Below are 24,116 nucleotides of genomic sequence, written 5' to 3' on the forward strand. Positions count from 1 at the left end.
GGGCGAGGCGCGCGCGGGTGCGGGTCACTTCTTGAAGGGGCGGCCCTTTGCGCCCGGAACAAGGCCGAATGGTGGTGATATATCAGATTCAGTAGGTGGCGGGGCGCCGTTCGTTGAAGTTGATGACAGGTGGAGAGGACGCGTTAGTGTGCGCGGGTCTTCCGGGGGGATTTCGATGTTCAGGACCGTTCTGATGGCCACGACCGCTCTGGCGGTTCTGGCGGGCTCGGCCGTCGCGCAGCAGGCCTTGCCGTCGGGCAGGGTCATGGCCAGCGCGCTGGAGGCAGGCGATGCGAAGCTGCAGAGCGGTGAGTTCTACGACAGCTGGGCCTTCGAGGGCCGGGCCGGGGAGCGGATCAGCCTGCGGATGTCGTCCAGCGCCTTCGACCCCTATCTGATCCTGAACGGGCCGAACGGCTTCTCTCAGGAGAATGATGACGCGGCGACGGGCGTGACCGACGCCGGTCTGGAGGTGACCCTTCCGACGACCGGGACCTATCGGCTGCAGACGACCAGCTTCCAGGCGGGCGAGGCGGGTGACTACCGGCTGATGCTGGCCAGGGGTGGGGCGCGCGCCGATCTGGGACCGGCGCAGAACGTCATTCCGCCGCCGATCGCGATCTCGACCACGCCGGTGCTGCAGGCGGGACGGACGGGCAGCGGCGATCTGAGGCGCGGCGACACGACCCTGTCGAGCGGGGAGTACGGCGACGTCTGGACGTTCCAGGCCCAGCGCGGGCGGACCTATACGATCACGCTGCAATCGGGCGATTTCGATCCCTATCTGGTGGTGCGCGGGCCGGGGACCTTCAGCGAGGACAATGACGACGACGCCTCGCGGCGCGGGTCTTCCGACAGCCGGGTGAGCTTCACCGCCCCCGCCGACGGCGAGGTCCGGGTCACGGCGACCAGCTATCAGGCGGGCGAGACGGGGCGATATGCGATCGCGCTGACCGAGGGCGGACAGGCGACGCAGACCGCGAGCAGCGGCGGGCGGCAGGCGGTCAACGGCGCGGCGGTCCTGAACCGGCCGTCGCGGCCGGGGACACAGCAGCAGGAGGCGGCGCCGGTCGCGGTTCCGGCCGATGCGGCGCCGATCAGCGTGGGTCAGAGCCGCGACGGGCGGCTGGGGCAGGGGGCCGAGACCCTGTCGAGCGGGGAGTTCGTCAACCGCTTCACCCTGAACGGGCGGCAGGGCCAGGCGCTGGACCTGCGGCTGAGCTCCAGCGAGTTCGACCCCTATCTGCAGATCACCGGCCCCGGCGGCTTCTCGGCCTTCAACGACGACGACGCGGACCGCGAGGGCAGCCACGACAGCCGGCTGATCGTCACACTGCCGGCGGACGGCGCCTATGTGATCGGGGCGACCAGCTATCAGTCGGGCGAGAGCGGACGCTATCGGCTGTCGGTCGCCGACGGGACGAATGCCCCGCCGCCCCGGCCGACGCAGAGCGCCACGCGTCCGACCACGGGCGGCAGCGGCCTGATGCGGATCGGCGATACGGTCTCGGGCGAGCTGCAGGGCGGGGACGAGACCCTCCAGTCCGGCGAATATGTCGACACCTACCGCTTCCAGGGCACGCGCGGGCAGAGGGTGGCGGTGGAGCTGACCTCCTCGGCCTTCGACGCCTATACGATCCTGAGGACGCCGTCGGGTCAGCAGATTTCCAACGACGACGGCGAGGACGGCACCAACAGCCGCCTCGATACGGTGCTGAGCGAGAGCGGCGAGTATGAGGTGATGGTGACCTCGTTCAACGCGGGCGAGACCGGCTCCTATCGCTTCAGCGTCGAGCCCAGCCAGGGCACGCCGCGTCAGGCGGCGGTTCAGGGCGGGCCGCGGGTGTTCGCGGTGATGGTCGGGGTGTCCGACTACGGCGGGGCGGCCAATAATCTCGAGTACACCGACGACGACGCCGAGAAGCTGGCCGACACCTTGCGGCGCGAGGGGGTGCTGAACCCCGCCAGCGTCACCCTGACCAATGCCGAGGCGACGGTGGAGGGGGTGCGGCAGGCCTTCCAGCGCGTCGCCGCCCAGGCCGGGCCGGACGACATGTTCCTGTTCTTCTTCTCGGGCCATGGCGACCAGAGCGACGCCGATCCCTCGGCGATCAGCGCCACCGAGCCGGACGGACGCGGCGAGGCCATCGTCCTGCGCGACGGCGAGATTTCGGACCGCGAGATGGCCCAGCTGTTCGGCGGCTTGCGGACCCGGTTGTCGCTGCTGGTGCTGGACAGCTGCTTCTCGGGCGGGTTCGCAAGGAACGTCGTCGACCGGCCGGGCGTCATGGGCCTGTTCAGCTCGGAAGAGGATCTGACCAGCGCGGTGGCCGACAAGTTCGAGGCGGGCGGATATCTGGCCCACTTCCTGAGAACCGGCCTGGCGGGCGACGCCGACGGCGACGGGGACCAGATGGTCACGGCGGGCGAGCTGGCCACCTATCTGCGCCGCCAGTTCTCCAGCCAGGCCGAGGGCGTCGAGGCCCAGACGACCGAGGGGCAGCGCAACTACCAGAACCTGGTCATCGACCGGGGCGGGGTCCAGATCGACGACGTCGTCCTGAGGCTGGGTACGGGCGGCAGCGCGCGTGGGGCGCACTAGAGGCTGGAATTGAAGCGGGCGGCGGGATCGAAATCCCGCCGCCCGTTCATACGCTTACGCTACGCTACTAGCCTCAGTGGAACTCGTTCGGGTTCGTGCTGTAGGCCTGAACGGGCTGACCGTTGACGTAGGCGGTCTGGCCCGAGGCGGTGTCGGAGTAGGTGGCCGAGGCTTCGTAGCGCGAGCCTTCGGCGGCGTGGGCCGAGTACTGGGAGCCGGTGGCCGCATCGACCGAGGCCGGCGAGGCCACGGTGCAGCAGTCGTCTTCCGGATGCGGCTGGGCCGGGGTGTAGTGGATTTCCGGCGGGGCCACGGTCACTTCCGACGGACGCACGCGGACATTGGGCGCTTCCAGATAGATCTGGGCGGGCGCGACATTGACCGGCGGGGCGTCGACATAGACGGGCGGGCCCTGGATGTAGACCAGCTGCGGCGGGACGTTGACCGGCGGCGAGGCCACGCGGACGCCCTGCGAGCGCAGGGTGACCGGACGCGGCGCCTGGGGCTGGCCGTAGAAGGGCTGGACATAGGCCGGGACGTCGCAGTCGCAGTTCCCCGGATAGGGCTGGGGCTGGGGCGCCGGAACCGGGGCGCAGGAGCCGCCGCCGTTGCCGTAGCGGTTCGGATAGCCGTTCCCCGGATAGCCGCCGCAGGGGTTGGGCTGGGGCGCCGGGACGGGGCCGCAGGCGCCGCCGCCATAACCATTGCCGTAACCGCCCTGATAGCCGCCCGGGTACGAACCGCCGTAGGGGCCGCACGAAGGAACAGGGGCCGGGGCCGGGGCAGGGGCGCAGGAGTAGCAGCCCTGGGCGCCGCCGCCCTGGTAGACGGTGGTGCTGGAGTAGCTGGAGCCTTGCGTATAGGCGACCGAGCCGCGGGTCTGGGTCAGGGCGCGGCCGAAGCCGGAGACCGAATAGCCGAAGGGCTGGCTGGGGCCGGCGACGCAGCCGCAGTCGTCCGAGATCTGGACGCCGCCGCCATAGCCGGGACCGGCCGGATAGAAGCCGTCGTCGACGTAGCTGTAACCGCCGCCGCCGCCGCCGCCCTGGATCGAGCCGTAGCCCGAATACGAGTGGGCGTTGATGGCGTTGCGGTAGTTCGCGCCGCCGTTGGCGTTCGCGTTCGCATTGGCGTTCGCATTGACGTTGACGTTGACGTTGGAATTGAAGTTCCCGGTGTAGGAGCCGCCGCCCGGACGCCCGCCGCCATGACCGCCGCCATGACCGCCACCGCCGCCCCAGCCGCCGCCGCCGCCGTGGCTTCCGCCTCCGCCGCCCGAACCGCCGCAGGTTCCGCAGCCGCCCGACGAGCCGCCGCCCGAATGGCCGCCGCCGTTGCCGCCGGCTCCGGCGCCGGCCCAGGCCGCTCCGGCCGAGGCCAGGGTTGCGGCGATCGCGATGATGATGACCCGTTTCACAGTGGTCGCTCCAATCTGTCTTTACAGGCCTAGAGCAAGAGGTGCGCCGCGTCGGGCGCTTGCACCGCACGCGGACAAACGGAAGGCGCGTTTACGCCCCGGGGGCGAGCCCGACGGCTGATTTCACTGACGAAGTTTTCGAAGCTTGGCCGTAAGGGCGGGAAACGGTCGCCCGGCGGGGGAAATGTAAAATCACGTCCGCCGCACACCGCCCGGGCGAAAACGGGCGTCGGGCTCAAACCCAGTGTGGGTCTGGGTTTGCGAGGTGCTGTGATGGGGAAGGGGTGGTGGATGCTGCAGGGATTGAACCTGCGACCCCCTCGGTGTGAACGAGGTGCTCTCCCGCTGAGCTAAGCATCCGTACCGGCTGGTCGGGGCTGAATCAGGCCTCGACCGGGGAGGCGGCGATGTAGCCCGCTCCCCGCCAAAGCGCAAGCGTCAGATGCCGCTCGCCTTGACCAATTCCGGCGCATCCGTCTCGGGATCGCCCGGGAGCCAGGCCACATGGCCGTCATAGATGTCCCGATTCAGCACACCTTCCTCGCGGGCGACCAGAACCGGGACAAGCATCTGGCCCGTGACGTTGGTGGCGGTGCGCATCATGTCGATGATCCGGTCGATGGCCACGATATAGCCGATCCCCTCCAGCGGCAGGCCGGCGGTCGACAGGGTCAGGGTCAGCATGACGATGCTGGTCCCGGGCACGCCGGCGGTGCCCAGCGAGCCCAGGACGGCGGTCAGGCCGATCAGGACGTACTGGGTCAGGGTCAGGTCGATCCTGAAATACTGGGCGATGAAGATCGACGCGATGGCCGGATAGATGGCGCCGCAGCCGTCCATCTTGACGTTGGCGCCGAGCGGCACGGCGAAGGCGGCATAGGCCTGGGGCACGCCCAGCCGCTCGACCGTCTGGCGCAGGGTGATGGGCAGGGTGCCGAGCGAGGAGGAGGTGGCGAAGGCCGTCTGCTGGGCCGCGAAGGCGCCGCGGAAGAAGGAGACGACCTTGAGCCCGTGCAGCTTCAGCAGACCCGAATAGACCACCAGGATGTGGAACAGGCAGGCCGCGTAGATGGCGACGATGAACTTGATCAGGGGCAGCAGCGCCTCCCAGCCGTAGCCGCCCACGACCGAGCCGATCAGGCCGAAGACACCGATAGGGGTCAGCTGGATCACCCAGCGGGTGATGCGGAAGACGATGGCCGCGCCCTCGTCGACCAGACGGCGGGCGTTGGCGGCGCGGTCGCCGAGCGCGACCAGGGCCACGCCGACCAGGGCCGAGAAGAAGATGATCTGCAGCACCTTGCCGTCGCTGAGCGCCTTGAACGGATTGGTGGGCACGACGCCGAGCAGGACTTCCAGCGGGGTCGGGATGACCCGGTCCTTGACCTCGCCCAGCGGCAGGTTGGACAGGCCCACGCCCGGGTTGATCAGGTGCCCGAAGGCGAAGCCGACCAGAACGGCGAGCAGGGAGGTGACGGCGAACCACAGCAGGGTCCTGAGGCCCAGCCGCACAGCCCCGGCGCCTTCGCCGAGCCTGGCGATGGAGGAGGCGATGGTGAACAGCACCAGGGGCGCGACCACCATGCGGATCAGGTTCAGATAGAGGTCCCCGATGGGCTGGAGCCAGGTCTCGGCCTGCTCCCTGAGGATCAGCCCCGCGACGATGCCGAGCGCGAAGCCGACGGCGGTGCGGATCCACAGGGGAATGGCGAAGAAGCGGGCGAGCATCGGCGAACGGCTTTCGGGGAAAGGTTCGCGAATGTGCGGGGTGCGGCGGAACACCGCAACCGGCGCGGTGGCGAAAGGATCGCGCCGGCCGGTTTAGAAAAAATCGCACCCGGGCTCCGTCCGACCTGCGTCGGGCGAGGGATCAGGCGTAGCGGCGGCGCTTCTCGGCCGACAGCAGGGTCGAGCGGACGAAGTCGGCGGGCGGATCGGTCTCGGCCAGCACCTGTTCCTTGATGGCGCGCGGCTCGCCGAACAGGTGGCCCTGACCCATGGAGATGTCGAGTTCGAGGATGTCGACGATCTGGCGTTCGTTCTCGCACTTCTCGGCGATGACCTCGATGCCGTAGCGGCGGGTCAGATGGGCGAAGTCGGCGGCCTGGATGTCGCGCAAGGAGGGGATCGGCGAGCCGCCGTCCAGATCCAGAAGCTGTTCGATCAGGAGGTCCGCGGCGACCTTGATGAAGCGCACGTCCGAACGCTGGAGGTCGGCGAAGTTCAGGTCCAGGGTCTGGACCTTGTCGATCGAGAAGCGGAAGCCGAGGTCGGCCAGACGGGCCATATTGCGCGCCTCGACGGCGCCGCGCGCTTCGAAATTGGCCTGACCCAGTTCGAAGATCAGGGCCTGGTTCAGGTCGCGGTTCTCACTGAGGAAGTCGAGGAACTGCGGGAAGAAGGTCTCGTCGCCCAGAGACGACAGGGCCACGTTGCAGAAGACCCCGACCTTGCGGTCCTGACGCGCCAGCCGGCGCACGATCTGGGCGCAGCGGAACAGCAGCAGGTTGTCGATGGCGGGGACCAGACCCTCGCCCTCGGCGATCGACAGATATTCGGCCGGCATCATGACGCGATCGGTGGCGTCGCGCAGGCGGGTGAAGCTCTCGTAGAAGATGGTCCGGCGCTGCGGCAGGCTGACCACCGGCTGGAGGTAGAGGTCGACGCGGTTCTCCGACAGGGCGTCGTGAACGGTCTTGAGCAGGATATTGCCCTGCTGGCGGCGGATGGCGTCGGGGCTGTCGGGCGCGACCATCGGGGTGACCGTCAGCCGCTCCTCGATGGATTCGCTCATTTGCTGGATCAGGCCTTCGAGGATGCGCACCTCGCCGGTCAGCTCCTCTGTATTGGTCAGGGCGCCGGCCTCGATGGCCTGGGCCAGTTCGGTCAGGGCGCCTTGGGTCGACTCCATCGCATCGGCCAGCAGGCGGTGGGCCTCACGGACCTGGGCGATCTCGGCCCGCAAGGCCTTGCGCTGGGCGCCGCCGGTGATGAACAGATGCATCGTCCCCAGAACGCCCAGGGTCCCGACGGTCGCCGCGAAGGCCGAGCCGCCGCCCAGACCCAGTCGCCACAGGAAGGCGCCCACCGTCATCGCCAGGAAGACGTAGCCGAAGAACAGGAAGGCGGTCGTCAGTGCGCGCATCGGCTGCCAGACTGGGGAGCCTCGCGTGATCAGACGAGGTTCCGGGTGGAATCGCCCGAGTATCAGGGTATCAGGACGGATCGGCTAGAGCGTCGCGGAAAGAAACCCGCGATGAAGCCTGGAAACGCCAACGGAAACTCAAGGGGATACGCGATGGAACTGTTCGATCTGACCGGCAAGGTCGCGATCATCACCGGCTCGTCCAAGGGAATCGGCAAGGCCATCGCCGAGCGGCTGGCCGAGCACGGGGCAAAGGTGGTCATCTCCTCGCGCAAGGCGGGGCCCTGCGATGAGGTCGCCGAGGCGATCAACGGCAAGTACGGGGAGGGCACGGCCATCGCCGTCCCGGCCAATATCGCCTCCAAGGAGGACCTGCAGCGTCTGGTCGACGAGACCAACTCAGCCTTCGGCAAGGTCGACATCCTGGTCTGCAACGCGGCGTCCAACCCATACGCCGGGCCGATGGCGGGCATCGCCGACGAGCAGTTCGAGAAGATCTTCCACAACAACGTCCTGGCCAACCACTGGCTGGTCCAGATGGTCGCGCCCCAGATGCTGGAGCGGAAGGACGGCGCCATCATGATCATTTCCTCGATCGGCGGGCTGCGTGGGAACGCTTTGATCGGCGCCTATAACGTGTCCAAGGCCGCCGACATGCAGCTGGTCCGCAACCTGGCGGTCGAGTTCGGACCGTCGAACGTGCGGGTCAACTGCATCGCCCCGGGCCTGGTCCAGACCGACTTCGCCAAATATCTGTGGGAGAACCCCGAGATCCTGGAAAAGACCGTCGAGCCCAATCCGCTGAAGCGGATCGGCCAGCCGGACGAGATCGCCGGCACCGCCGTCTATCTCTGCTCCCCGGCGGCGGCCTATGTGACGGGCCAGACCCTGGTCGTGGACGGCGGACTGACGATTGCCTGGTGAAGACCACAGGATTCCGCTCGGACAGGATATTGTCTGGCGGATTGAGGCCGTGGCGTTCGCGGCCCTCTTCGCCCTGCTCAGGGCGTTGGGGGTCGAGCGCGCCTCGGACTTCGGCGGCTGGCTGCTGCGGACCCTCGGGCCGCTGGTGGGGACGCACAAGATCGTCCGGCGCAATCTGAAGATCGCCTTCCCCGACATGCCTGCCGCCGAGCGCGACCGGCTGGCGGTCGAGCAATGGGACCGGACGGGCCGGACCTTCGCCGAGCTGGCGGTCATGGACAAGCTGACGCCCGAGGGCGGCCGGGTCGAGGTCGTGGGCATCGAGCGGCTGCACGCCGTGCGCGACAGCGGCAAGCCCGTGGTGCTGATCTCGGGCCATCTGGCCAATTTCGAGGTCATGGCGGCGGTGATCATGTCGGCCGGCGTGCCCTGTCAGGTCACCTATCGCGCCGCCAACAACCCCTATGTCGACGCCCTGATCCGCCAGAGCCGCGAGCGCTACGGCATCCGCCTGTTCGCGCCCAAGGGCGACGGCACGCGCGAGCTGATGGTCGGGATGAAGCGCGGCGACTCGATCGCCCTGCTGGTCGACCAGAAATACAATCAGGGGCCCGAGGTCCGGTTCTTCGATGAGCCGGTCAACGCCTCGCCGGGCGCCGCGCGTCTGGCCCTGAAGTTCGGCACGGTGATGCAGCCCCTGTCGGTGGTGCGCCTGCCGGGCGTGCGCTTCCGCGTCACCGCCCATGAGCCGATCGATGTTCCGGACACGGGCGACAAGACCGGCGATGTTCTGCGCGGCATCCAGGCCGGCAACAGCTTCGTCGAGGACCGGGTGCGCGAGGTCCCGGAGGACTGGTTCTGGGTCCACAAGCGCTGGCCCGACAGCGTCTATGCGGCGCTGGGTCCGCTCGACGCCTGACCGACCCGGGCCTGAGACCTATTTGGCGTCGCTGATCCGGCGGAAGGGACCCTGATAGCCTGCGGCATTGGCGCGTCGGCGATCCGGCCCGAAATAGCCCTCGGTCTTCACGAACGGACGCGGGCGGATGATGACCGCCTGGATGCGGTCGAAGATGGCCTTGGCGGTGATCGGCTTGACCACGAATTCGGTCACTCCGGCGTCGCGCGCCTCCATCACCCGGGCCCGCTCGGAATGGCCGGTCATCATGATGATCGGCAGATAGGGATTGGGACTGTCCGGGCTGTTGCGGACCAGACGCGTGAACTCGACCCCGTCCAGCGGGAACATGTTGAAATCGACGATGGCGATGTCGGCCGGATGCTCGCGCAGGGCCTCGAGCGCGGCGGCGCCGTCCGCCACCTCGCGAATCTTGCGGATGCCCGCCGATTGCAGGATCGCCGAGGCGATGGTGCGCATGGGTGCATTATCGTCGACCAGCAGGACGCTGAGCGAATGAAGAGACGACATGAATTGATCTGACCGTAGCGCCGAATCCGGCGCGCCCGGTTGTATGTTAGGCGCCTAAACGGCCACGGTCCATAAAGGCCGAAGTTTCAACCGGATTCCAGTCAAGCTTCTCAACCTGAAGTAGTTGGCGCCGCTGCGCCCACCATCAGGGACGGGTCCAGATTGCGGTCCCGCCATTTCATCCGCCAGCACAGGTGCGGACCGGTGGCGCGGCCCTCCATGCCGACCCGGCCGATCTCCTGACCCCGCGCCAGCCTCTGGCCCACGGCGACGTCGATCTGCGACTGGTGCAGGTAGCAGCTGACCAGACCCTGGCCGTGGTCGATCAGGACGAGGCCGCCCTCGAAATGCATGCCCGAACGGCTGAAGGCCACGACGCCGTCGGCGGGCGCGCGGATCGGCGTGCCTTGCGGCGCCGCCAGGTCGATACCGTAGTGGGGGCGGGCCGGGGTGCCGTTCAGGATCCGCTGCGCGCCCCACAGGCTTGAAATCCGGTAGGTTTCCAGCGGCCAGATGAAGCCGTCCCGGAAGTCGTCGGTGTCGGCCTTGCTGGCGAAGCCGACGGCCTTGAGCGCGGCCTCTTCCTTGATCCGCTCCAGCAGGGCCGGGTCTGTCGGCTCGACCGTCGCGGGCGGCAGGCCGTCGATGCGGCTCTCCGGAAAGGTCCCGGGGGCGATGTCCAGGGTGCGGCTCAGGCTGGTCAGGGCCGAGCGCGCCTCGATCGTCGTCGAGGGGCCGGCGTCGCGGTCGAAGCCGACCACGAACAATCCGTGCTCCGACGCCGCCGTCAGGGGCTCGCCGTCGACGTGGATGGCGGCGCGCGGCCAGGTGCGGCCGAAGGCGAAGCCGCCCTGTCGCCACTGGCCGTTCAACGTCAGGCTGGGCTCGTCGGCGAAGGCCGGCGGGGCTGCGGACGCCAGCAGGGCTGACCCGGCGCCGACGATCAGACCCCGACGGCTGGGGATCACTGGCCGGGGACCATGCGGGTCAGGGCCTCGGCGGGGCTGGCGTAGGGCTCCTGCCGTTCCGCCGACCAGTAGCGCAGCGCCTCCAGCGGGATGGTCTTTCCCGATACGGAGCAGACCACATAGGGGCCGGGTTTGAGCACGGCGAACTCGCCGTCGCCGTAGTGCAGGGTGGCCGGGCCGGTGGAGGGATCGATGGCGTTCATGAGCGGAAGATAGCGCGGGTCTCGGGACGGCGCCATCAACAGTGCGTCACTGGAGATTCCGTAATCCTCCCCCGGCGGGGGAGGGGGGACTGCGAAGCGGTGGAGGGGGCTGATCCCAGACGCCGCATGTGGCTTGAGCCCCCTCCGTCTCCTCGCAAGCGCTCGGAGCCACCTCCCCCGATGGAGAGGATCAGGAAGCTAGAACAAATCGCCCTGATCCACCGGACCCGGTTTCGGCTTCGGCGCAGGCTTCGGCTTCGCAAGAACCGGCGCCGCCACCGGCGCATCGCCCCCGCCGTCGATCCTCGCCCCCTTCGATCCATCGGGGAAGACCAGGGTCACGGCCTGGCCCGGCGACAGGGCGGCGGCGCTGGCGATCATGCGGCCGGTCTCGTCGTCGATGCGGGCGAAGCCGGGCTTGGGCCTCTTCGGATCGAGACTGGCCAAGGCCCGCGACAGGCCGTGCAGCCGGTCCTGGGCGCGTTCGATCCGGCGGGGGATCGGCACGGCCAGACGGGCCGCGACGCCCTCCAGCCGGTCACCGCGCCGCTCGATGGCGCGGTCCAGCAGAGCGCGGCTGAGGCGGCCGCCCACGGCGACCAGACGCCGCTCGTGCAGGTCCGCATTCCTCTGCAGGCCCGAAGCCAGACGGCTCGAGGCGTGATCCAGCCGCTGCTGGGCCAGGGCCACCAGCTCTTCCGGCCGGGCGGGCAGGCCGCGCGCCACGGCCCTGAGGCGGGTGCGCCGGTCTTCCAGCAGCCGCGACCCGGCCCGGTCCAGCCGCCGCTCCAGATCCGCGACGGCGAAGCGCAGGTCGGCCAGTACGGGGGTCGCGATCTCGGCCGCGCCCGTCGGCGTCGGCGCGCGCCGGTCCGAGACGAAGTCGATCAGGGTGGTGTCGGTCTCATGCCCCACGGCCGAGATGATCGGGATGGAGGCCCCCGCCACCGTCCGGGCCAGGCCCTCGTCGTTGAAGCACCACAGGTCCTCGACCGAGCCGCCGCCACGGGCGACGATCAGCAGGTCCGGGCGGGGGATTGGCCCGTCAGCCTTCATGCTGTCGAAGCCGCGAATGGCGTTGGCCACCTGGCCCGAGGCGGCGTCGCCCTGGACCACCACCGGCCAGACGATGACACGGCACGGCCAGCGCTCGGCGATACGGTGCAGGATGTCGCGGATGACGGCGCCGGTCGGGCTGGTGATCACCCCGATGGTCGCGGGGAAGGTCGGGATGGGCTTCTTGCGCCCGACGTCGAACAGGCCTTCGCCCGACAGCTTGACCTTCAGCCGCTCCAGCTGGGCCAGCAGGGCGCCGGCGCCCGCCGCCTCCATCGATTCGATCACGATCTGATAGGACGACCGCGCCGGATAGGAGGTGATCTTGCCGGTGACGATGACCTCCAGCCCCGTCTCGGGCCGCACGCCCAGACCGCGCACCGAACCCTTCCAGATCACCCCGTCGATGGCCGCCTTGTCGTCCTTGAGCGTCAGATAGACGTGACCCGAGGCGTGGAAATTGACCTTGGACACCTCGCCGCGCAGCCGGACATGGCCGAACCGGTCCTCGAGCGTGCGCTTCAGGGCGAAGGCCAGTTCCGAAATGCTCTGGGGCGGGTTGTTGTCCCGCGCGGGCTCAGGCGCGTCGGCCGGGCCTTCGAAAACATAGGAGTCGTCACTCATTGCGGCACTCTAGCGCGGCCGCGTGATTGGCGGAAACGGCGATGACCGACTATCCTCAGGCGATGGCCGATGCTCCCGGAACCGACCCCGACGATCAGGATCCCTATGAGGAGGAGCTGGAGCGCCGCAGCGACACGCCGGCGGTCAGTCCATGGCTGATCGTGGGCCTGATCTTCATGCTCGGCGCGTTGGTCTATGTGGTCTCGGCGCTGCTGTAACGCCTCGTAAACCCAGTCGCTGCTTGACCGGAGCGCCTCAGACGGTCATTGCCCGCCCATGAACATCCTGCTTGTCGGATCGGGAGGGCGCGAACACGCCCTGGCCTGGAAAATCGCCGCTTCGCCCCTGACGAAGCGACTGGTGATCGCGCCCGGCAATCCGGGGATGGAAAAGCTCGGCGAACTGCGCGGCGACCTGAAGGCCGACGACGCAGACGGCCTGGCGGCCCTGGCGCGCGAGATCAAGGCGGATCTGGTCGTGGTCGGTCCCGAGGTCGCGCTCGCGGGGGGCCTCGCCGACCGTCTGGCGGCGGCGGGCATCCCCTGTTTCGGCCCGACCCAGAAGGCGGCCCAGCTGGAGACCTCCAAGGCCTTCTCCAAGGGCTTTCTGGAGCGGCACGACATTCCGACCGCCGGCTACGGCGTCTATGACCGCGTCGCCGACGCCCGCGCCGCCCTGAACGTCTTCAAGCCGCCTTATGTGATCAAGGCCGACGGTCTGGCCGCCGGCAAGGGCGTGGCCATCAGCCCCGACAAGCCCGACGCCGAGGCCGAGATCGAGCGTATGCTGGGCGGCCGCTTCGGCACGGCCGGCGCCCGCGTGGTCATCGAGGAGTTCATGGACGGGGAGGAGGGCTCCCTCTTCGCCCTGTGCGACGGCCAGCGCGCCGTGCTGTTCGGCGGCGCCCAGGACCACAAGCGCGCCTTCGACGGCGACATCGGCCCCAACACCGGCGGCATGGGCGCCTATTCCCCCGCGCCCGTCTTCACGCCCGAGCTGGTCGAGACGGTGGAGCGTGACATCGTCGCCCCGACCATGACCGGCATGGCGGCCGAGGGCGCGCCCTATCGTGGCGTCCTCTACGTCGGGCTGATGGCCACGGCCGAAGGGCCCAAGGTCGTCGAATACAACGCCCGCTTCGGCGACCCGGAATGCCAGGTGCTGATGATGCGGCTGGCCGGGGACATCGTGCCGGTCCTGCTGGCCTGCGCGCGCGGCGATGTGTCCAAGGTCGCGCCGCCCGCCTTCAAGCCGCAGACGGTGATCTGTGTGGTCATGGCCGCCAAGGGCTATCCCGACAGCCCGCTGGAAGGCTCGATCATCCGTGGCGCCGAGCAGGACTTCGGCCCCCACGTCCAGGTCTTCCACGCCGGCACCAAGCGCCGTCCGGACGGCCAGCTGGTCGCCGCCGGCGGCCGCGTCCTCAACGTCTGCGCCGAGGGCGACGACATCGCCCAGGCCCGCGAGCGCGCCTATGAGGCCGTGCGCAAGATCGACTGGCCGGGCGGCTTCAGCCGCTCCGACATCGGCTGGCGCGCGTTGGACAGAGAGTAGGCTTTAAGCCCAGGCGAACAGCAGCCGGCCGGTGCCCATGCGCTCACGCAGGGTGGGCAGGTCGGTGTGGGCGGTGGAGAAGCAGCCGTAGCTGCGGCCCAGCTTGCCTTCGCGGGCGAGGAAGTCCGGATCGGCATAGTTGGCGCCGTGGACGATGATGGCGCGCTCGCGAGCCAGGTTGTTGGTGTACTCCAGCCCGTCCAGCAGGACGTTCGGTCCTTGCGAGCCGCCCCAGCTGGCGCCGGCGGTGGCGTAGGCGCCCACCGAGGACATGTAGCTTTCCGGGGTGTTGGAGAAGTTGCGGGCATAGCCGGAGTGCTGCGGGTCCGAGCCGCGGCCGTGGCAGGTGCGGAAGGCCTTGACCTGACCGCTGTACAGATCGACCTCGTACAGCCTCTCCTCGCCCGAGAATTTCTGGAAGTCGACCAGATACATGCGATCGCGCAGGGGCAGGCGGTCGTGGTGCACGTCCAGCGCCTGCATGGCGCGCTGCATCAGCTCGGGCCGGACCTGACGATAGGGATCGAGCGGCGGCGGGGTGTATTGCGTCTGCTGGACGGCCACGCGCGGCGCGGGAGGCGGAACCGGGACGGAGGCCTGTGCGAGCTGAACCGGGGCCTGAACGGCCTGGTTGGTGGCGCAGCCGGCGAGCATCGCCGATCCGCCCAGAATAAGGCCTCGTCTCGAAAGCCGCATGCGACGCCCCTCGCGCGGTTGATGTTATGCCCTAACGTGTCCCATGAAATTCCCGCCGGGCCAACCTGAGCCTTGGCGTCGGGCCGATCCCGTCTATGGTGAAGCGGCTGTTTTCAGGAGGGGTTTATGACCAAGGTGAGCGTGGCCTTAGGCCTATTGTGTCTGGCGTTTGGCGGAAGCGTCGCCGCGCAAACCCCCACGCCCCCGGCCAATTCTCCCGATACGGGAACCATGTTCGTCCAAGTGGGGCGGCTTCTGGCCGATCCCGCCACCGGCGTTGTGCAGCGCGATAAAACTCTCGTGATCACGGGGAACAAAGTCGTGGATATCCGCGACGGCTTCGTCGGAGATGGCAATATTGTCGATCTGCGCGACGAATTCGTCCTGCCCGGACTGATCGACAGCCACGTCCATCTGACCAGCCAGCAGAGCGCCAACAGCCGGCTGGACGAGGTCACACAGTCCAATGCCGATCAGGCCATGATCGGGGCCGGCAATGCGCGCAAGACCCTGATGGCCGGCTTCACCACCGTCGCCGACCTGGGCGCCTCGAACGAGGCCATCTTCGCCCTGAGGAACGCGATCCGGCGCGGCGACGTGCCCGGACCCCGCATCATCGCGGCGGGGTCGGCGGTGTCGATCCACGGCGGCCATGGCGACGTGAACGGCTTCAGCGAAGACATCATGCACATCCTGTCGCCCGAGAGCGTCTGCTCCGGCGCCGACGACTGCATGCGCGCCGTCCGGCTTCAGGTCCGGGCCGGCGCCGACATCATCAAGATCACCGCCACGGGCGGGGTCCTGTCCAACACCGCCGCCGGTCTGGCCCAGCAGTTCACCGACGAGGAGCTGGCCGCCATCGTCGGCGCCGCTCACCGCATGGGCCGTCAGGTCACCGCCCACGCCCACGGCACGGACGGCATCAACGCCTTCCTGCGCGCCGGCGGCGACTCGATCGAGCACGGCACCTATCTGGACGACGAGTCGATCCGGCTGTTCCACCGGCAGGGCGTCTGGCTGGTCCCGACCCTGATGGCGGGCGATTTCGTCTATCGGATCGCGTCCGGCCCCAACAATTTCTTCACCCCGGCCCAGACGGCCAAGGCTCTGGAAGTCGGGCCGAAGATGATCGACATGGCCCATAGAGCCCATGAGGGCGGGGTGCGGATCGCGTTCGGAACCGACACGGGCGTCTCGGCGCACGGCGACAACGCCCAGGAGTTCGCCCTTCTGGTCCGGGCCGGGCTGACGCCGCTGGAGGCGGTGCAGGCGGCGACGGTCGGGGCGGCCGAGCATCTGCGCATCTCGGGCGAGGCCGGCAAGATCGCGGTTGGGATGCCGGCGGACCTCGTCGGCGTCCACGGCGATCCGCTGACCGACGTCACGACCCTGGAGCATATGGCCTTCGTGATGAAGGGCGGGGTCGTCTACCGCCAATAGGTCCTTCTCCCCTTGCGGGAGAAGGTGCCCCGGAGGGGCGGATGAGGGGTCATGCCGACGTCTGACGTTGGCCGCTTCCTCACTTCACACGCCTGCGTGACCCCTCATCCGTCAGGCTTCGCCTGCCACCTTCTCCCGCAAGGGGAGAAGGAATTTCACGAAGCCCGCCTCGTCCTCGAACCGCGCCACGACGGGCCAGGAGACGACCTTCGCGCGCCATTCGGGGCTGAGGCGGACCCAGTCCTTCTCGGTCGTGACCAGTCCCGCGCCATGCAGTTCGGCGCGGTCGGCGAGGAAGCGCAGGTCTTCGGGCCGATAGTCGGCGTGGTCGGGGAAGGGCGCGAAGTCGGCCAGATCGCAGCCCGCCGCGATCAGCGATCGCTCGACCTTCCACGGCTTGGCGATGCCGGCGAACCCGACCTGAGGTCCCGAAGGCGGCGGCCCGGCGGGCTCCAGCCGGGCGATGAAGACGGGCAGATCGCCGAACGCTGCGACCAGTTCCGGATCGGCCTCGGGCAGGTCGGCGGGCAGCAACACCACCACGGCGTCGGCGCGGGCCAGCCCGGCCTTCAGCGGCTCACGCATCGGGCCCGAGGGGAAGACCGAGCCGTCGCCGAAGGGCCATTCCTCGCCGCGCGTCTCGCCGTCCACGACGATCAGGCTGAGGGTCTTGTTCAGCTTCATGTTCTGGTGGGCGTCGTCCAGCACCAGCGCCTTCGCCCCCGCCGCCACGGCGGCCTCGGCGCCCGCGATCCGGTCGGCCGAGATCCAGGCCGGGCTGTCGATAGCCAGCATCAGGGGCTCGTCGCCGACGTCGGCGGCGGTGTGGACGGCGGGATCGACCCGCAGCGGCCCCTTCAGCGTCCCGCCATAGCCGCGTGACAGGGCGGCGGCCTCGATCCCCGCCGCGCGCAGCAGCCGCAGGGTCTCGCGCGCCACCGGCGTCTTGCCCGAGCCTCCGACCGTCAGATTTCCGATGGAGACGACCGGCACGCCCGGATCGACCGGCATCGCCCTCGCGATCCGTCGCGCGGTCACGGCGGCCCACAGCCAGGAGGCGGGCTTGAGCAGGGTGCGGGTCACCCGGGCGTGGTTGCTGTCGCGGATGTACCACCAGCGGGGCGTCGACAGCTTCACGGGCGACCTCCGGAGGGCGGCAGCAGCGGCTGCAGCGCGTCCCACAGCCGGTCGAGGCCCGCCCCGGCGTCGGCGGCGGCCTTCCTCGCCCGCTCGCCCATGGCCCGGGCGGCGGCGGGATTGTCCAGCAGGGGCGTGATCACGTGCGGCAGGTCGGCCGGGGCCGCGACCACGGTCAGGCCGCCGGCCTCATGCAGGGCTTCGGTGACCTCGATCCAGTTCGGATAGTCGGCGCCCGAGACCGAGGGCTTGGCCAGCCGCGCGGGTTCCAGCGGATTGTGCCCGCCGACGGAGGCCTGACCGATGGCCGGGCCGAAGCTGCCGCCCATGATCACCACATCGGCCAGCCGCAGGAACAGGCCCAGCTCCCCCAGGGTGTCGGCGACATAGAGGTCGGTCCCGCCGTCCAGCTGGCCGCCGCGCGAGCGCATGACGAAGCGATAGCCGTCGCGGGTCAGCAGGCCCGCGATCTCGCCCGCCCGTTCCGGGTGGCGCGGCACGATGACCAGACAGACCCGCACGGGCAGGGCGTCCAGGGCGTGGACGATGGCGATCTCCTCGCCCTCGTGGGTGCTGGCGGCGACGATCACCGGCCGGTCGCCGATGGCGGCGCTCAGGCGGCTGAAGGCGGCGGTGTCATGGGGCAGGGGGGCGCCCGAGAGCTTGAGGTTCACCAGCCCGTCGACGCGCGCGCCGAGCCGCTCCAGCCGCTCCGCCGAGGCCTGATCCTGCGGCAGGATGCGGTCGTAACTCGACAGGATCTGGCGGATCGCGCCGGGGAAGCGGCCCCAGCCCCTGGCCGTCTTCTCGGTGATGCGGGCGCTGACGAGGGCCAGTTTCACGCCGCGGGCCCTGGCCGCCGCGATCAGATTGGGCCACAGCTCGCTCTCGACGAAGACGCCCAGCGTCGGCCGCCAGTGGTCGAGGAAGGCGGCGACGACCTGCGGTCCATCGACCGGGGCAAACTGGTGGATGACGCCCACGGGCAGCCGCTGGGCCAAGAGGGTCGCGGAGGTCAGGGTGCCCGAGGTGACCAGCACCGTCAGTTCCGGCCGCGCCTTCCTGATGCGATCGACCACCGGCAGCAGGGACAGGGTCTCGCCCACGCTGACGCCGTGCAGCCAGACGAGGTCGCCCTCGGGCCGCGCCGTGCGGGTCAGGCCCAGCCGCTCGTCGACCCGAACCGGGTCCTCCTTGCCCTGTTTGACCCGCGCATCCAGCAGGCGCGGCGCCAGAGGCTCCAGCATCTGGGTCACGAGGCGGTAGAGGAGAAGCGCCGGGCTCAATCGGTGAGGCCCGTGATCGCGTCCGCCCGCGCCTCGACCGCGTTCAGCTTCGCGGTCCAGTCCAGCGCCACCTCGGCCAGATCGCCGTCCGCCGGGAAGCGGTCGATGTCCCAGACGATGGCGCCCTTGCCGAAGGGCAGGGGCAGGACGGCCTTGTCCCAGCTCTTCAGCCGGATCGCCGGGCTGCAGCTCATGCCTATGAACAGGACCGGCGCCTTGGACAGTTTGGCCATCAGGGGCAGGCCCTCGGCCATCTGCCGGGCCGGGCCGCGCGGGCCGTCGGGGGTGATGGCCAGGGCGCCGAGCTTCAACTGCTTCAGCCCGTCGCGCAGGGCCTGGGTCCCGCCCTTGGCCACCTCCGCCTTGTCCTTGTTGGCCGAGGAGCCGCGTACGGCGGGGAAGCCCTGCAGGGCCACGGCCTTGGCGATGAACTGGCCGTCGGGCGACAGGGAGATCAGGGCCTTGGCCGGCTGGGCCACGTCCAGCGGCCAGCACGAGGGGGAAAGGCCGATGCGCGAATGCCAGAAGGCGCACAGCACTCCGCCGCCCTCGGCCCAGACGCCCTCGGCGACGCCGCGGTTCTCATAGGTCCAGCGGATGGTCTTGAAGCAGAACGACATCCAGCCCGCCAGCACATGGGACAGGATCGACTGGATGACGGGATTTCGGAGCGGCCTCACCTCAGGCGACCGTTTCCACGGCGGGCGTCCCGTCCAGCGACTGCTGCTTCGCCAGGCGGGCGTAGAGGCCGCCCTTCCTGACCAGCTGGGCGTGGGTTCCGGTCTCGACGATGTGGCCCGCCTCCAGAACATGGATGCGGTCGGCGTTCATCACGGTCGACAGGCGGTGGGCGATCATCAGGGTGGCGCGGCCCTCCATCAGCCGCTCCAGCGCCGCCTGGACCAGGGCCTCGCTCTCGGTGTCGAGCGCCGAGGTGGCCTCGTCGAGCAGCAGGATGGGGGCGTTCTTCAGGAAGGCGCGGGCGATGGCGACGCGCTGGCGCTGCCCGCCCGACAGCCGCATCCCGCCTTCGCCCGCCCGGGTCTGATAGCCGTCCGGCAGGGCCGTGATGAAATCGTGGGCGGCGGCGGCGCGGGCGGCGCCCTCGATCTCGCCCTGGGTCGCGCCCTCGCGGCCATAGGTGATGTTGGCGGCGATGGTGTCGTCGAACAGGAAGGGCTCCTGGGTCACCAGTCCGATATGATCGCGCAGGTCGGTCAGGCTGAGCTGGCGCAGGTCGACGCCGTTGACCGTGATCGCACCGGCCGTGACGTCGTAGAAGCGCGGCAGCAGGCTCAGCAGGGTGCTCTTGCCGCCGCCCGACGGTCCGACCAGGGCCACCGTCTCGCCCGGCGCGACCGTCAGGGACACGTCGCTGATCGTCGGGGCGGTTTGCGAATAGGCGAAGGAGACGGCCTCGAACACCACCGTCGCGGGGCCGGTCGGCAGGGCGACGGGATCGGCCGCCTGACGGATCTCGGGCTCGATATCCAGGGAGGCGAACAGCCGCCGCGCCGCCGTCAGGCCTTCGGTCATGATGGTCTGCAGATTCACGACCTGACGCAGCGACTGGCCGGCCAGCATCAACAGGCCGATGAAGGCGGCGAAGGCGCCGACGCTCATCTGGCCGTCGCGCGACTTCCACCCGGCATAGGCCATGACGGCGGCGACCACGATCATGGCCACCAGATTGCTGAACGGACCGGCGAAGGCCTTGGAGTCGGCGCTCTTGATCACATGGCGCTGGCGGCGGGTGACGACGTCGCCGACGCGGGCCTGCTCGGCGGCCTCCTGGTTCTCCAGCTTGATCAGGCGGACGCCGTCCAGGTTCTCCATCAGGGCGGTGGACAGGGTCTCCGTCTCCTTCATCGCCCCGACGGTGGCCTTGCGCGTGCGCTTGGAGAAGCGGCGCAGCACCAGGCTGATCAGGGGCACGCCCAGCAGAACGACGGCCGTCAGTTCCCAGTCGATGAAGGCCATGGCCCCGATGACGGCGAACAGGGTGATGGCGTTCTGGGTGTAGTTGACGACCCCGTTGGTGAAGGCTTCGCGCACCAGATTGGCGTCGAACAGGACCGAGGCGACGAAACTGCCCGAGTGCTGGCTGCGCAGCCGGGCCAGGTCGGCGCGGATCATGGCGCCGAACAGCCGCACCTGGATGTCGCCGACGATGCCGTGACCCAGCCGGTTGACCAGCGCCGCCTGACCGAGGGAGGCCAGGGTCCAGATGACCGCCACGAGGACGATCGCGCCGGGGATCGCCCACAACGCCTGATCCGGCGAGACGGCGATCAGCCCCCACAGTTTCACCGGCACGGTCTGGTCGACGAACAGGCCGTTGATGGCCGGCTCCAGCAGCTTCAGGGTCGCGGCGTTCAGCCCGCCCGCGGCGATGGCGCACAGGATCGAGGCGAACAGGGGCGTCTTGTGCCGCGAGAGATAGTCGCGCCAAATCCGCGCCAGCAGGGGGCGCAGACCTTCGTCTTCGTCGGTTTCAACCGGGAGCGGGGCAGGCGTCGTCATCGGACGGAGGTCGGACGGACGGCCCGGCAAGTCAAGCGGGGCGATCCTCTTACTCGCGGACTGTGACCTTCGGGGTGCCGTCGGTGATCAGGGTCTGGCCCGGCGCCGCGCCCTCGATCGGTCTGGCCGGGGCGACTGTCGGATTGGAGGCGTAGCGGCCGCCGTCGAACGGAATCAGGGCCTCGTGCGGGGCGGCCCCGCCGCCGGCGACGCCCACCGCCAGATCGGGCAGGCCGTGACTGCGGCTGTCCAGCACCCGCACCGGGGTCTGGACCACGGTCAGCCGGCCGACCCGCTCGAACCCGGCCTCGGTCTTGCGCGCCACCAGCAGGACACAGCCGCCCGAGCCGCAATAGTCGCCGCCGGTCAGATAGGCGAAGCCCAGGCCGTCCGGGTCCGCCGCCGCGGCGTATTGCAGAGGCATGCCGCCGTCCTTGACCTGATCCCGGACCCAGGCGTCGAAGGCCGGATCGACGGTCGGGGCGGCCGCGGGCGGGGCCGGAACCGCCGGGGCGGGCGCCGCGGTCCCGGGCGTCTCCGCCGGCGCCTTGTCTACGGGCGCGGGCGAACAGGCCGCCGAGGCCAGGGCGGCGAGGACGGCGATGGGGGCGAGCGTCTTCATGGGCGGATCTCCTCTGGGGCGGGAGAGGATAGGGCGGGCGGCAACGGCGGGTCCTCAGGCGAAATCACCACCACGCCTGCGGGGTTCCCCGAGGGCCGTGCGCCATAGTCGGCCGGGGCCCCGACATAGTGGTCGTTGAGGAAGGGCAGCAGGACCTCGTTGGGCGCATGGGGGGCGCCGCCGCCGACCCTGGAGCCCGAGCCGCCGTCCACGGTCACCGAAATCCCCAGATTGGGCATGCCGTTGGTGGTGCTGGCCAGAAGCCGGATCGGGCGGTGCACGAAGCCGATGTCGCCCACCTGTTCGAAGGCTTCGCCGTTGCGGCGGAAGACGAACAGGTCGCAGCCCTCGGGGATGCACAGACCGTCGCCGACGACATAGAGCAGGGTCAGGGTCTGGCCCCCGGCCTGAACCGTCTTGCCGATGAAGCGGGCGTTCGATCGCGCGGGCTCGTCCAGCATCGCCCGCACGGCGGCGATCGTCGGGTCGTCCGGCGCCACGGCCGACAGCACCGGCGCCGGCTGGCCGGCGGCCACAGGCACGGCGGGCGGCACGGGCGGCTGGCCGGGATGACGGTCGGAGGATCGCGAACAGCCGGTCAGGGCCACGACAGCAGCCAGACCCACGATCCCGAGGCGCGCCGTCATCTGTGTGTCCCTCCCGGTTCGGTCGCAACCTAAAGCAAATCGCCCGCGTGTGTCGCCTGATGACGCGGCCGCAATGAACCTCTATCTGCGCCCCATGCCGCGTTTCGACCTTTCCACGCCCGCAGGCCGGTTCCATGCCGGTTGGGACTATTTCTGGAGCGACCACGCCTTCCTCAGGCTGGCGTTCTCGAACGCGCACTGGCTGGGCCCGGACCTGGTCCGCACCAACCAGCCCTCGCCGCGCCAGCTGAAGGGCTGGGCCGATCGGGGGGTGAAGACGGTCATAAACCTGCGCGGCGAGCGGGACGAGAGCTACTACTGGCTGGAGAAGGCGGCGTGCGAGGCCCTGGGCCTGACCCTGATCGACGCCCCGCTGGATTCGCGCGACGTGCCCGAGCCCTACCGCATCCACCGCGCCATCAAGCTGTTCCAGACCATCGAATATCCGGTCCTGATCCACTGCAAGTCGGGCGCGGACCGGGCGGGGTTGATGGCGGTGCTGTATCGCCACTTCCACCTCGGCGAGCCGATCCCGGTGGCCATGGAGCAGCTGTCCAAGAAGTATCTGCATAGCCGCGAGGGCCTGACCGGCGTCCTCGACTACTTCCTCGAGAAATACGTCCGCGAGATCGAGCCGACGGGGATGAGCTTCCTCGACTGGATCGACAGCCCCCTCTACGACCCCGAGACCATCAAGGCCGAGTTCAAGGCCGGCTGGTGGGGGACGCTGCTGACCGACAAGCTGCTAAGGCGGGAGTAGGGGCATGAAGGCCTGGTCCATCGTTCCGCCGTTTGAAATGTATGGAGACGGCGTCCCGGACGAACGGACGCAGGCCTCCATCACCCTAATCGCGAGAATGACATTCGACTGCCTGCGCAGCGGCGGTGACATTTTCCAGTTCGCCATAGATTGGCGCGACCCCGGAGCGCCCCTCGATGCGGGAGTGTTCCACGAAGATCTTGCCGAGCCGCACCTGATCTCCCTTCAGGGGGAAGATGATCTGCTTAACTGGATCAGATGCTCGGTCGATCCCAATCGGGTCGGCAAAGGCGACGTCAGATCCGTGGCGACGTGCCGTTCGGCCACTTTCGGCTGGGATGGGCAGGCGTTTCTGTGCCTGCGGCATGAAGACAGGGTGCCGGTCTCTCCGGACCCCACGCTTGCCGAGGTTCATGAGGAGCCCACGCTCCTCACCGGAACCGACTATTTCGACGGCTGGATACGCGACTAGGACGCGGGTCTGTCGCTGGTCGTCAGCCCCATGGCCCGCGCTTGGGCCCGGTCGAGGGCGGCTGGAGAGTCTCCGCCTGACCCTCACCCTGTTCCGCTGCGATCTCGGCCTCCCGCCGCGCCTTGCGGTCGGCTTCCCATTTGCGGAAGGCGGTGAGGGCGTTCTGTTCACCGCGCAGGACGAACACCCAGTAGACCAGCGCCGCCAGAAGACCGACCAGACTGGCGATCTGGACACCGTCCAGGGTCGTGCCGAACAGGGTCAATGGCGGGTCTCCGACTGCGAGAGGCCGCCGTCCGACAGGTCGGACACGGCCGGGGCATGGGCGAAGGGATCGTTGACCGAAGCGGGGGCGGGCGCAACCACCGGCGTTTCGGCGATGAAGTCGGTCCGCGACAGCGGGGCCCCGGACAGTGGAGCTTGGGCAAAGGCGTCGGGCTCGGCCGGATAGACAGGTTCAACCTGTTCGGCGGCGGCCTTTCCGGCCCGGGTCAGGGGCGGCTTGGGCAGCAGATGCGCCACCGCATGCCACCATGTCTCACGCGTGTGCCAGGCGACGATCGCCACGCCCATCAGCAGCAGGCTGAGGATGACGAGGAAGGGGGCCATGG

24 protein-coding genes and 1 tRNA gene are annotated in these 24,116 nt (G+C 69.3%); 8 read left to right on the top strand and 17 right to left on the bottom strand.

The window, feature by feature from the left end; translation table 11 throughout:
- Positions 1 to 193: 193 nt before the first annotated feature.
- Positions 194 to 2,602, top strand: coding sequence for a pre-peptidase C-terminal domain-containing protein (locus tag ACW172_RS15425; protein WP_492032320.1), 2,409 nt, complete (start codon positions 194 to 196; stop codon positions 2,600 to 2,602).
- A gap of 73 nt (positions 2,603 to 2,675) precedes the next feature.
- Here the strand turns inward: ACW172_RS15425 and ACW172_RS15430 are convergent, their stop codons facing one another.
- From ACW172_RS15430 to tipF, 4 genes are all read right to left on the bottom strand, one after another.
- Positions 2,676 to 4,019, bottom strand: a complete 1,344-nt coding sequence (locus ACW172_RS15430) for a hypothetical protein (protein WP_492032321.1) — start codon at positions 4,017 to 4,019, stop codon at positions 2,676 to 2,678.
- A 285-nt stretch (positions 4,020 to 4,304) separates the two neighbouring features.
- Positions 4,305 to 4,379 (bottom strand) — tRNA-Val (locus ACW172_RS15435).
- Between the two features lie 78 nt (positions 4,380 to 4,457).
- Complete coding sequence (locus ACW172_RS15440) at positions 4,458 to 5,747, bottom strand: dicarboxylate/amino acid:cation symporter (RefSeq protein ID WP_492032322.1); 1,290 nt, start codon at positions 5,745 to 5,747, stop codon at positions 4,458 to 4,460.
- A 142-nt stretch (positions 5,748 to 5,889) separates the two neighbouring features.
- On the bottom strand, positions 5,890 to 7,164 hold the full coding sequence (gene tipF, locus ACW172_RS15445) for a flagella assembly cyclic-di-GMP phosphodiesterase TipF (protein ID WP_492032323.1): 1,275 nt from the start codon (positions 7,162 to 7,164) through the stop codon (positions 5,890 to 5,892).
- A 153-nt stretch (positions 7,165 to 7,317) separates the two neighbouring features.
- Here tipF and ACW172_RS15450 point away from each other — a divergent pair, with 153 nt between their 5' ends.
- The gene (locus ACW172_RS15450) at positions 7,318 to 8,088 is read left to right on the top strand and encodes an SDR family NAD(P)-dependent oxidoreductase (protein WP_492032324.1); all 771 of its coding nucleotides are present in this window, start codon (positions 7,318 to 7,320) and stop codon (positions 8,086 to 8,088) included.
- 49 nt (positions 8,089 to 8,137) lie between these two features.
- A complete protein-coding gene (locus ACW172_RS15455; RefSeq protein WP_492032325.1) occupies positions 8,138 to 9,007 on the top strand; it encodes a lysophospholipid acyltransferase family protein in 870 nt (289 codons plus the stop codon).
- 18 nt (positions 9,008 to 9,025) lie between these two features.
- Here ACW172_RS15455 and ACW172_RS15460 read toward each other — a convergent pair whose 3' ends face one another.
- The 4 genes from ACW172_RS15460 to xseA all read right to left on the bottom strand — a co-directional run bounded on the left by ACW172_RS15460 (position 9,026) and on the right by xseA (position 12,368).
- On the bottom strand, positions 9,026 to 9,517 hold the full coding sequence (locus tag ACW172_RS15460; protein WP_492032326.1) for a response regulator: 492 nt from the start codon (positions 9,515 to 9,517) through the stop codon (positions 9,026 to 9,028).
- Positions 9,518 to 9,627: 110 nt separating this feature from the next.
- A complete protein-coding gene (locus tag ACW172_RS15465) occupies positions 9,628 to 10,485 on the bottom strand; it encodes a M23 family metallopeptidase (RefSeq protein WP_492032327.1) in 858 nt (285 codons plus the stop codon).
- On the bottom strand, positions 10,482 to 10,688 hold the full coding sequence (locus ACW172_RS15470) for a DUF2093 domain-containing protein (protein ID WP_492034992.1): 207 nt from the start codon (positions 10,686 to 10,688) through the stop codon (positions 10,482 to 10,484). Before ACW172_RS15470 ends, ACW172_RS15465 begins: the two co-directional genes overlap by 4 nt.
- Before the next feature lie 198 nt (positions 10,689 to 10,886).
- Positions 10,887 to 12,368: an exodeoxyribonuclease VII large subunit gene (gene xseA, locus ACW172_RS15475; RefSeq protein ID WP_492032328.1), complete on the bottom strand. Its 1,482-nt coding sequence runs from the start codon at positions 12,366 to 12,368 to the stop codon at positions 10,887 to 10,889.
- Positions 12,369 to 12,409: 41 nt separating this feature from the next.
- Between xseA and ACW172_RS15480 the strand changes: the two genes are divergently transcribed.
- Both ACW172_RS15480 and purD read left to right on the top strand, forming a co-directional pair.
- On the top strand, positions 12,410 to 12,586 hold the full coding sequence (locus ACW172_RS15480) for a DUF3899 domain-containing protein (RefSeq protein ID WP_492032329.1): 177 nt from the start codon (positions 12,410 to 12,412) through the stop codon (positions 12,584 to 12,586).
- 58 nt (positions 12,587 to 12,644) lie between these two features.
- The gene (gene purD / locus ACW172_RS15485; protein ID WP_492032330.1) at positions 12,645 to 13,922 is read left to right on the top strand and encodes a phosphoribosylamine--glycine ligase; all 1,278 of its coding nucleotides are present in this window, start codon (positions 12,645 to 12,647) and stop codon (positions 13,920 to 13,922) included.
- A 3-nt stretch (positions 13,923 to 13,925) separates the two neighbouring features.
- Here purD and ACW172_RS15490 read toward each other — a convergent pair whose 3' ends face one another.
- Positions 13,926 to 14,576 carry a murein L,D-transpeptidase catalytic domain-containing protein gene (locus ACW172_RS15490; protein WP_492032331.1) on the bottom strand — a complete coding sequence of 217 codons (651 nt, stop codon included), beginning with the start codon at positions 14,574 to 14,576 and terminating at the stop codon, positions 13,926 to 13,928.
- A gap of 273 nt (positions 14,577 to 14,849) precedes the next feature.
- On the opposite strand from ACW172_RS15490, the gene ACW172_RS15495 reads away from it, so the two are divergent.
- Positions 14,850 to 16,058 (top strand): metal-dependent hydrolase family protein, encoded by a 1,209-nt coding sequence (locus tag ACW172_RS15495; RefSeq protein WP_492032332.1) that lies wholly within the window; start codon positions 14,850 to 14,852, stop codon positions 16,056 to 16,058.
- Positions 16,059 to 16,169: 111 nt separating this feature from the next.
- On the opposite strand, the gene lpxK is transcribed toward ACW172_RS15495, so the two are convergent.
- The 6 genes from lpxK to ACW172_RS15525 are packed head-to-tail and all read right to left on the bottom strand — an operon-like array spanning position 16,170 to position 22,273.
- Positions 16,170 to 17,195: a tetraacyldisaccharide 4'-kinase gene (gene lpxK, locus ACW172_RS15500; RefSeq protein WP_492032333.1), complete on the bottom strand. Its 1,026-nt coding sequence runs from the start codon at positions 17,193 to 17,195 to the stop codon at positions 16,170 to 16,172.
- On the bottom strand, positions 17,192 to 18,481 hold the full coding sequence (locus ACW172_RS15505; protein WP_492032334.1) for a 3-deoxy-D-manno-octulosonic acid transferase: 1,290 nt from the start codon (positions 18,479 to 18,481) through the stop codon (positions 17,192 to 17,194). Before ACW172_RS15505 ends, lpxK begins: the two co-directional genes overlap by 4 nt.
- Positions 18,478 to 19,161 carry a lysophospholipid acyltransferase family protein gene (locus ACW172_RS15510; protein WP_492032335.1) on the bottom strand — a complete coding sequence of 228 codons (684 nt, stop codon included), beginning with the start codon at positions 19,159 to 19,161 and terminating at the stop codon, positions 18,478 to 18,480. Before ACW172_RS15510 ends, ACW172_RS15505 begins: the two co-directional genes overlap by 4 nt.
- A 1-nt stretch (position 19,162) precedes the next feature.
- Positions 19,163 to 21,004, bottom strand: coding sequence for an ABC transporter ATP-binding protein (locus ACW172_RS15515; protein WP_492032336.1), 1,842 nt, complete (start codon positions 21,002 to 21,004; stop codon positions 19,163 to 19,165).
- Between the two features lie 49 nt (positions 21,005 to 21,053).
- Positions 21,054 to 21,626 (bottom strand): COG3650 family protein, encoded by a 573-nt coding sequence (locus ACW172_RS15520; protein ID WP_492032337.1) that lies wholly within the window; start codon positions 21,624 to 21,626, stop codon positions 21,054 to 21,056.
- Positions 21,623 to 22,273: a hypothetical protein gene (locus ACW172_RS15525; RefSeq protein ID WP_492032338.1), complete on the bottom strand. Its 651-nt coding sequence runs from the start codon at positions 22,271 to 22,273 to the stop codon at positions 21,623 to 21,625. Before ACW172_RS15525 ends, ACW172_RS15520 begins: the two co-directional genes overlap by 4 nt.
- A 94-nt stretch (positions 22,274 to 22,367) precedes the next feature.
- On the opposite strand from ACW172_RS15525, the gene ACW172_RS15530 reads away from it, so the two are divergent.
- Both ACW172_RS15530 and ACW172_RS15535 read left to right on the top strand, forming a co-directional pair.
- Positions 22,368 to 23,033, top strand: coding sequence for a fused DSP-PTPase phosphatase/NAD kinase-like protein (locus ACW172_RS15530; RefSeq protein ID WP_492034993.1), 666 nt, complete (start codon positions 22,368 to 22,370; stop codon positions 23,031 to 23,033).
- Positions 23,034 to 23,037: 4 nt separating this feature from the next.
- Complete coding sequence (locus ACW172_RS15535) at positions 23,038 to 23,505, top strand: hypothetical protein (RefSeq protein ID WP_492032339.1); 468 nt, start codon at positions 23,038 to 23,040, stop codon at positions 23,503 to 23,505.
- 22 nt (positions 23,506 to 23,527) lie between these two features.
- Here ACW172_RS15535 and ACW172_RS15540 read toward each other — a convergent pair whose 3' ends face one another.
- Positions 23,528 to 23,770, bottom strand: a complete 243-nt coding sequence (locus ACW172_RS15540) for a hypothetical protein (protein WP_492032340.1) — start codon at positions 23,768 to 23,770, stop codon at positions 23,528 to 23,530.
- Entirely contained in the window at positions 23,767 to 24,114 is a 348-nt protein-coding gene (locus tag ACW172_RS15545) for a hypothetical protein (protein WP_492032341.1), read from the bottom strand. The genes ACW172_RS15540 and ACW172_RS15545 overlap by 4 nt, the downstream gene beginning before the upstream one ends.
- Positions 24,115 to 24,116 lie beyond the last annotated feature (2 nt).

Source organism: Brevundimonas sp. ALps5 (assembly GCF_058681645.1).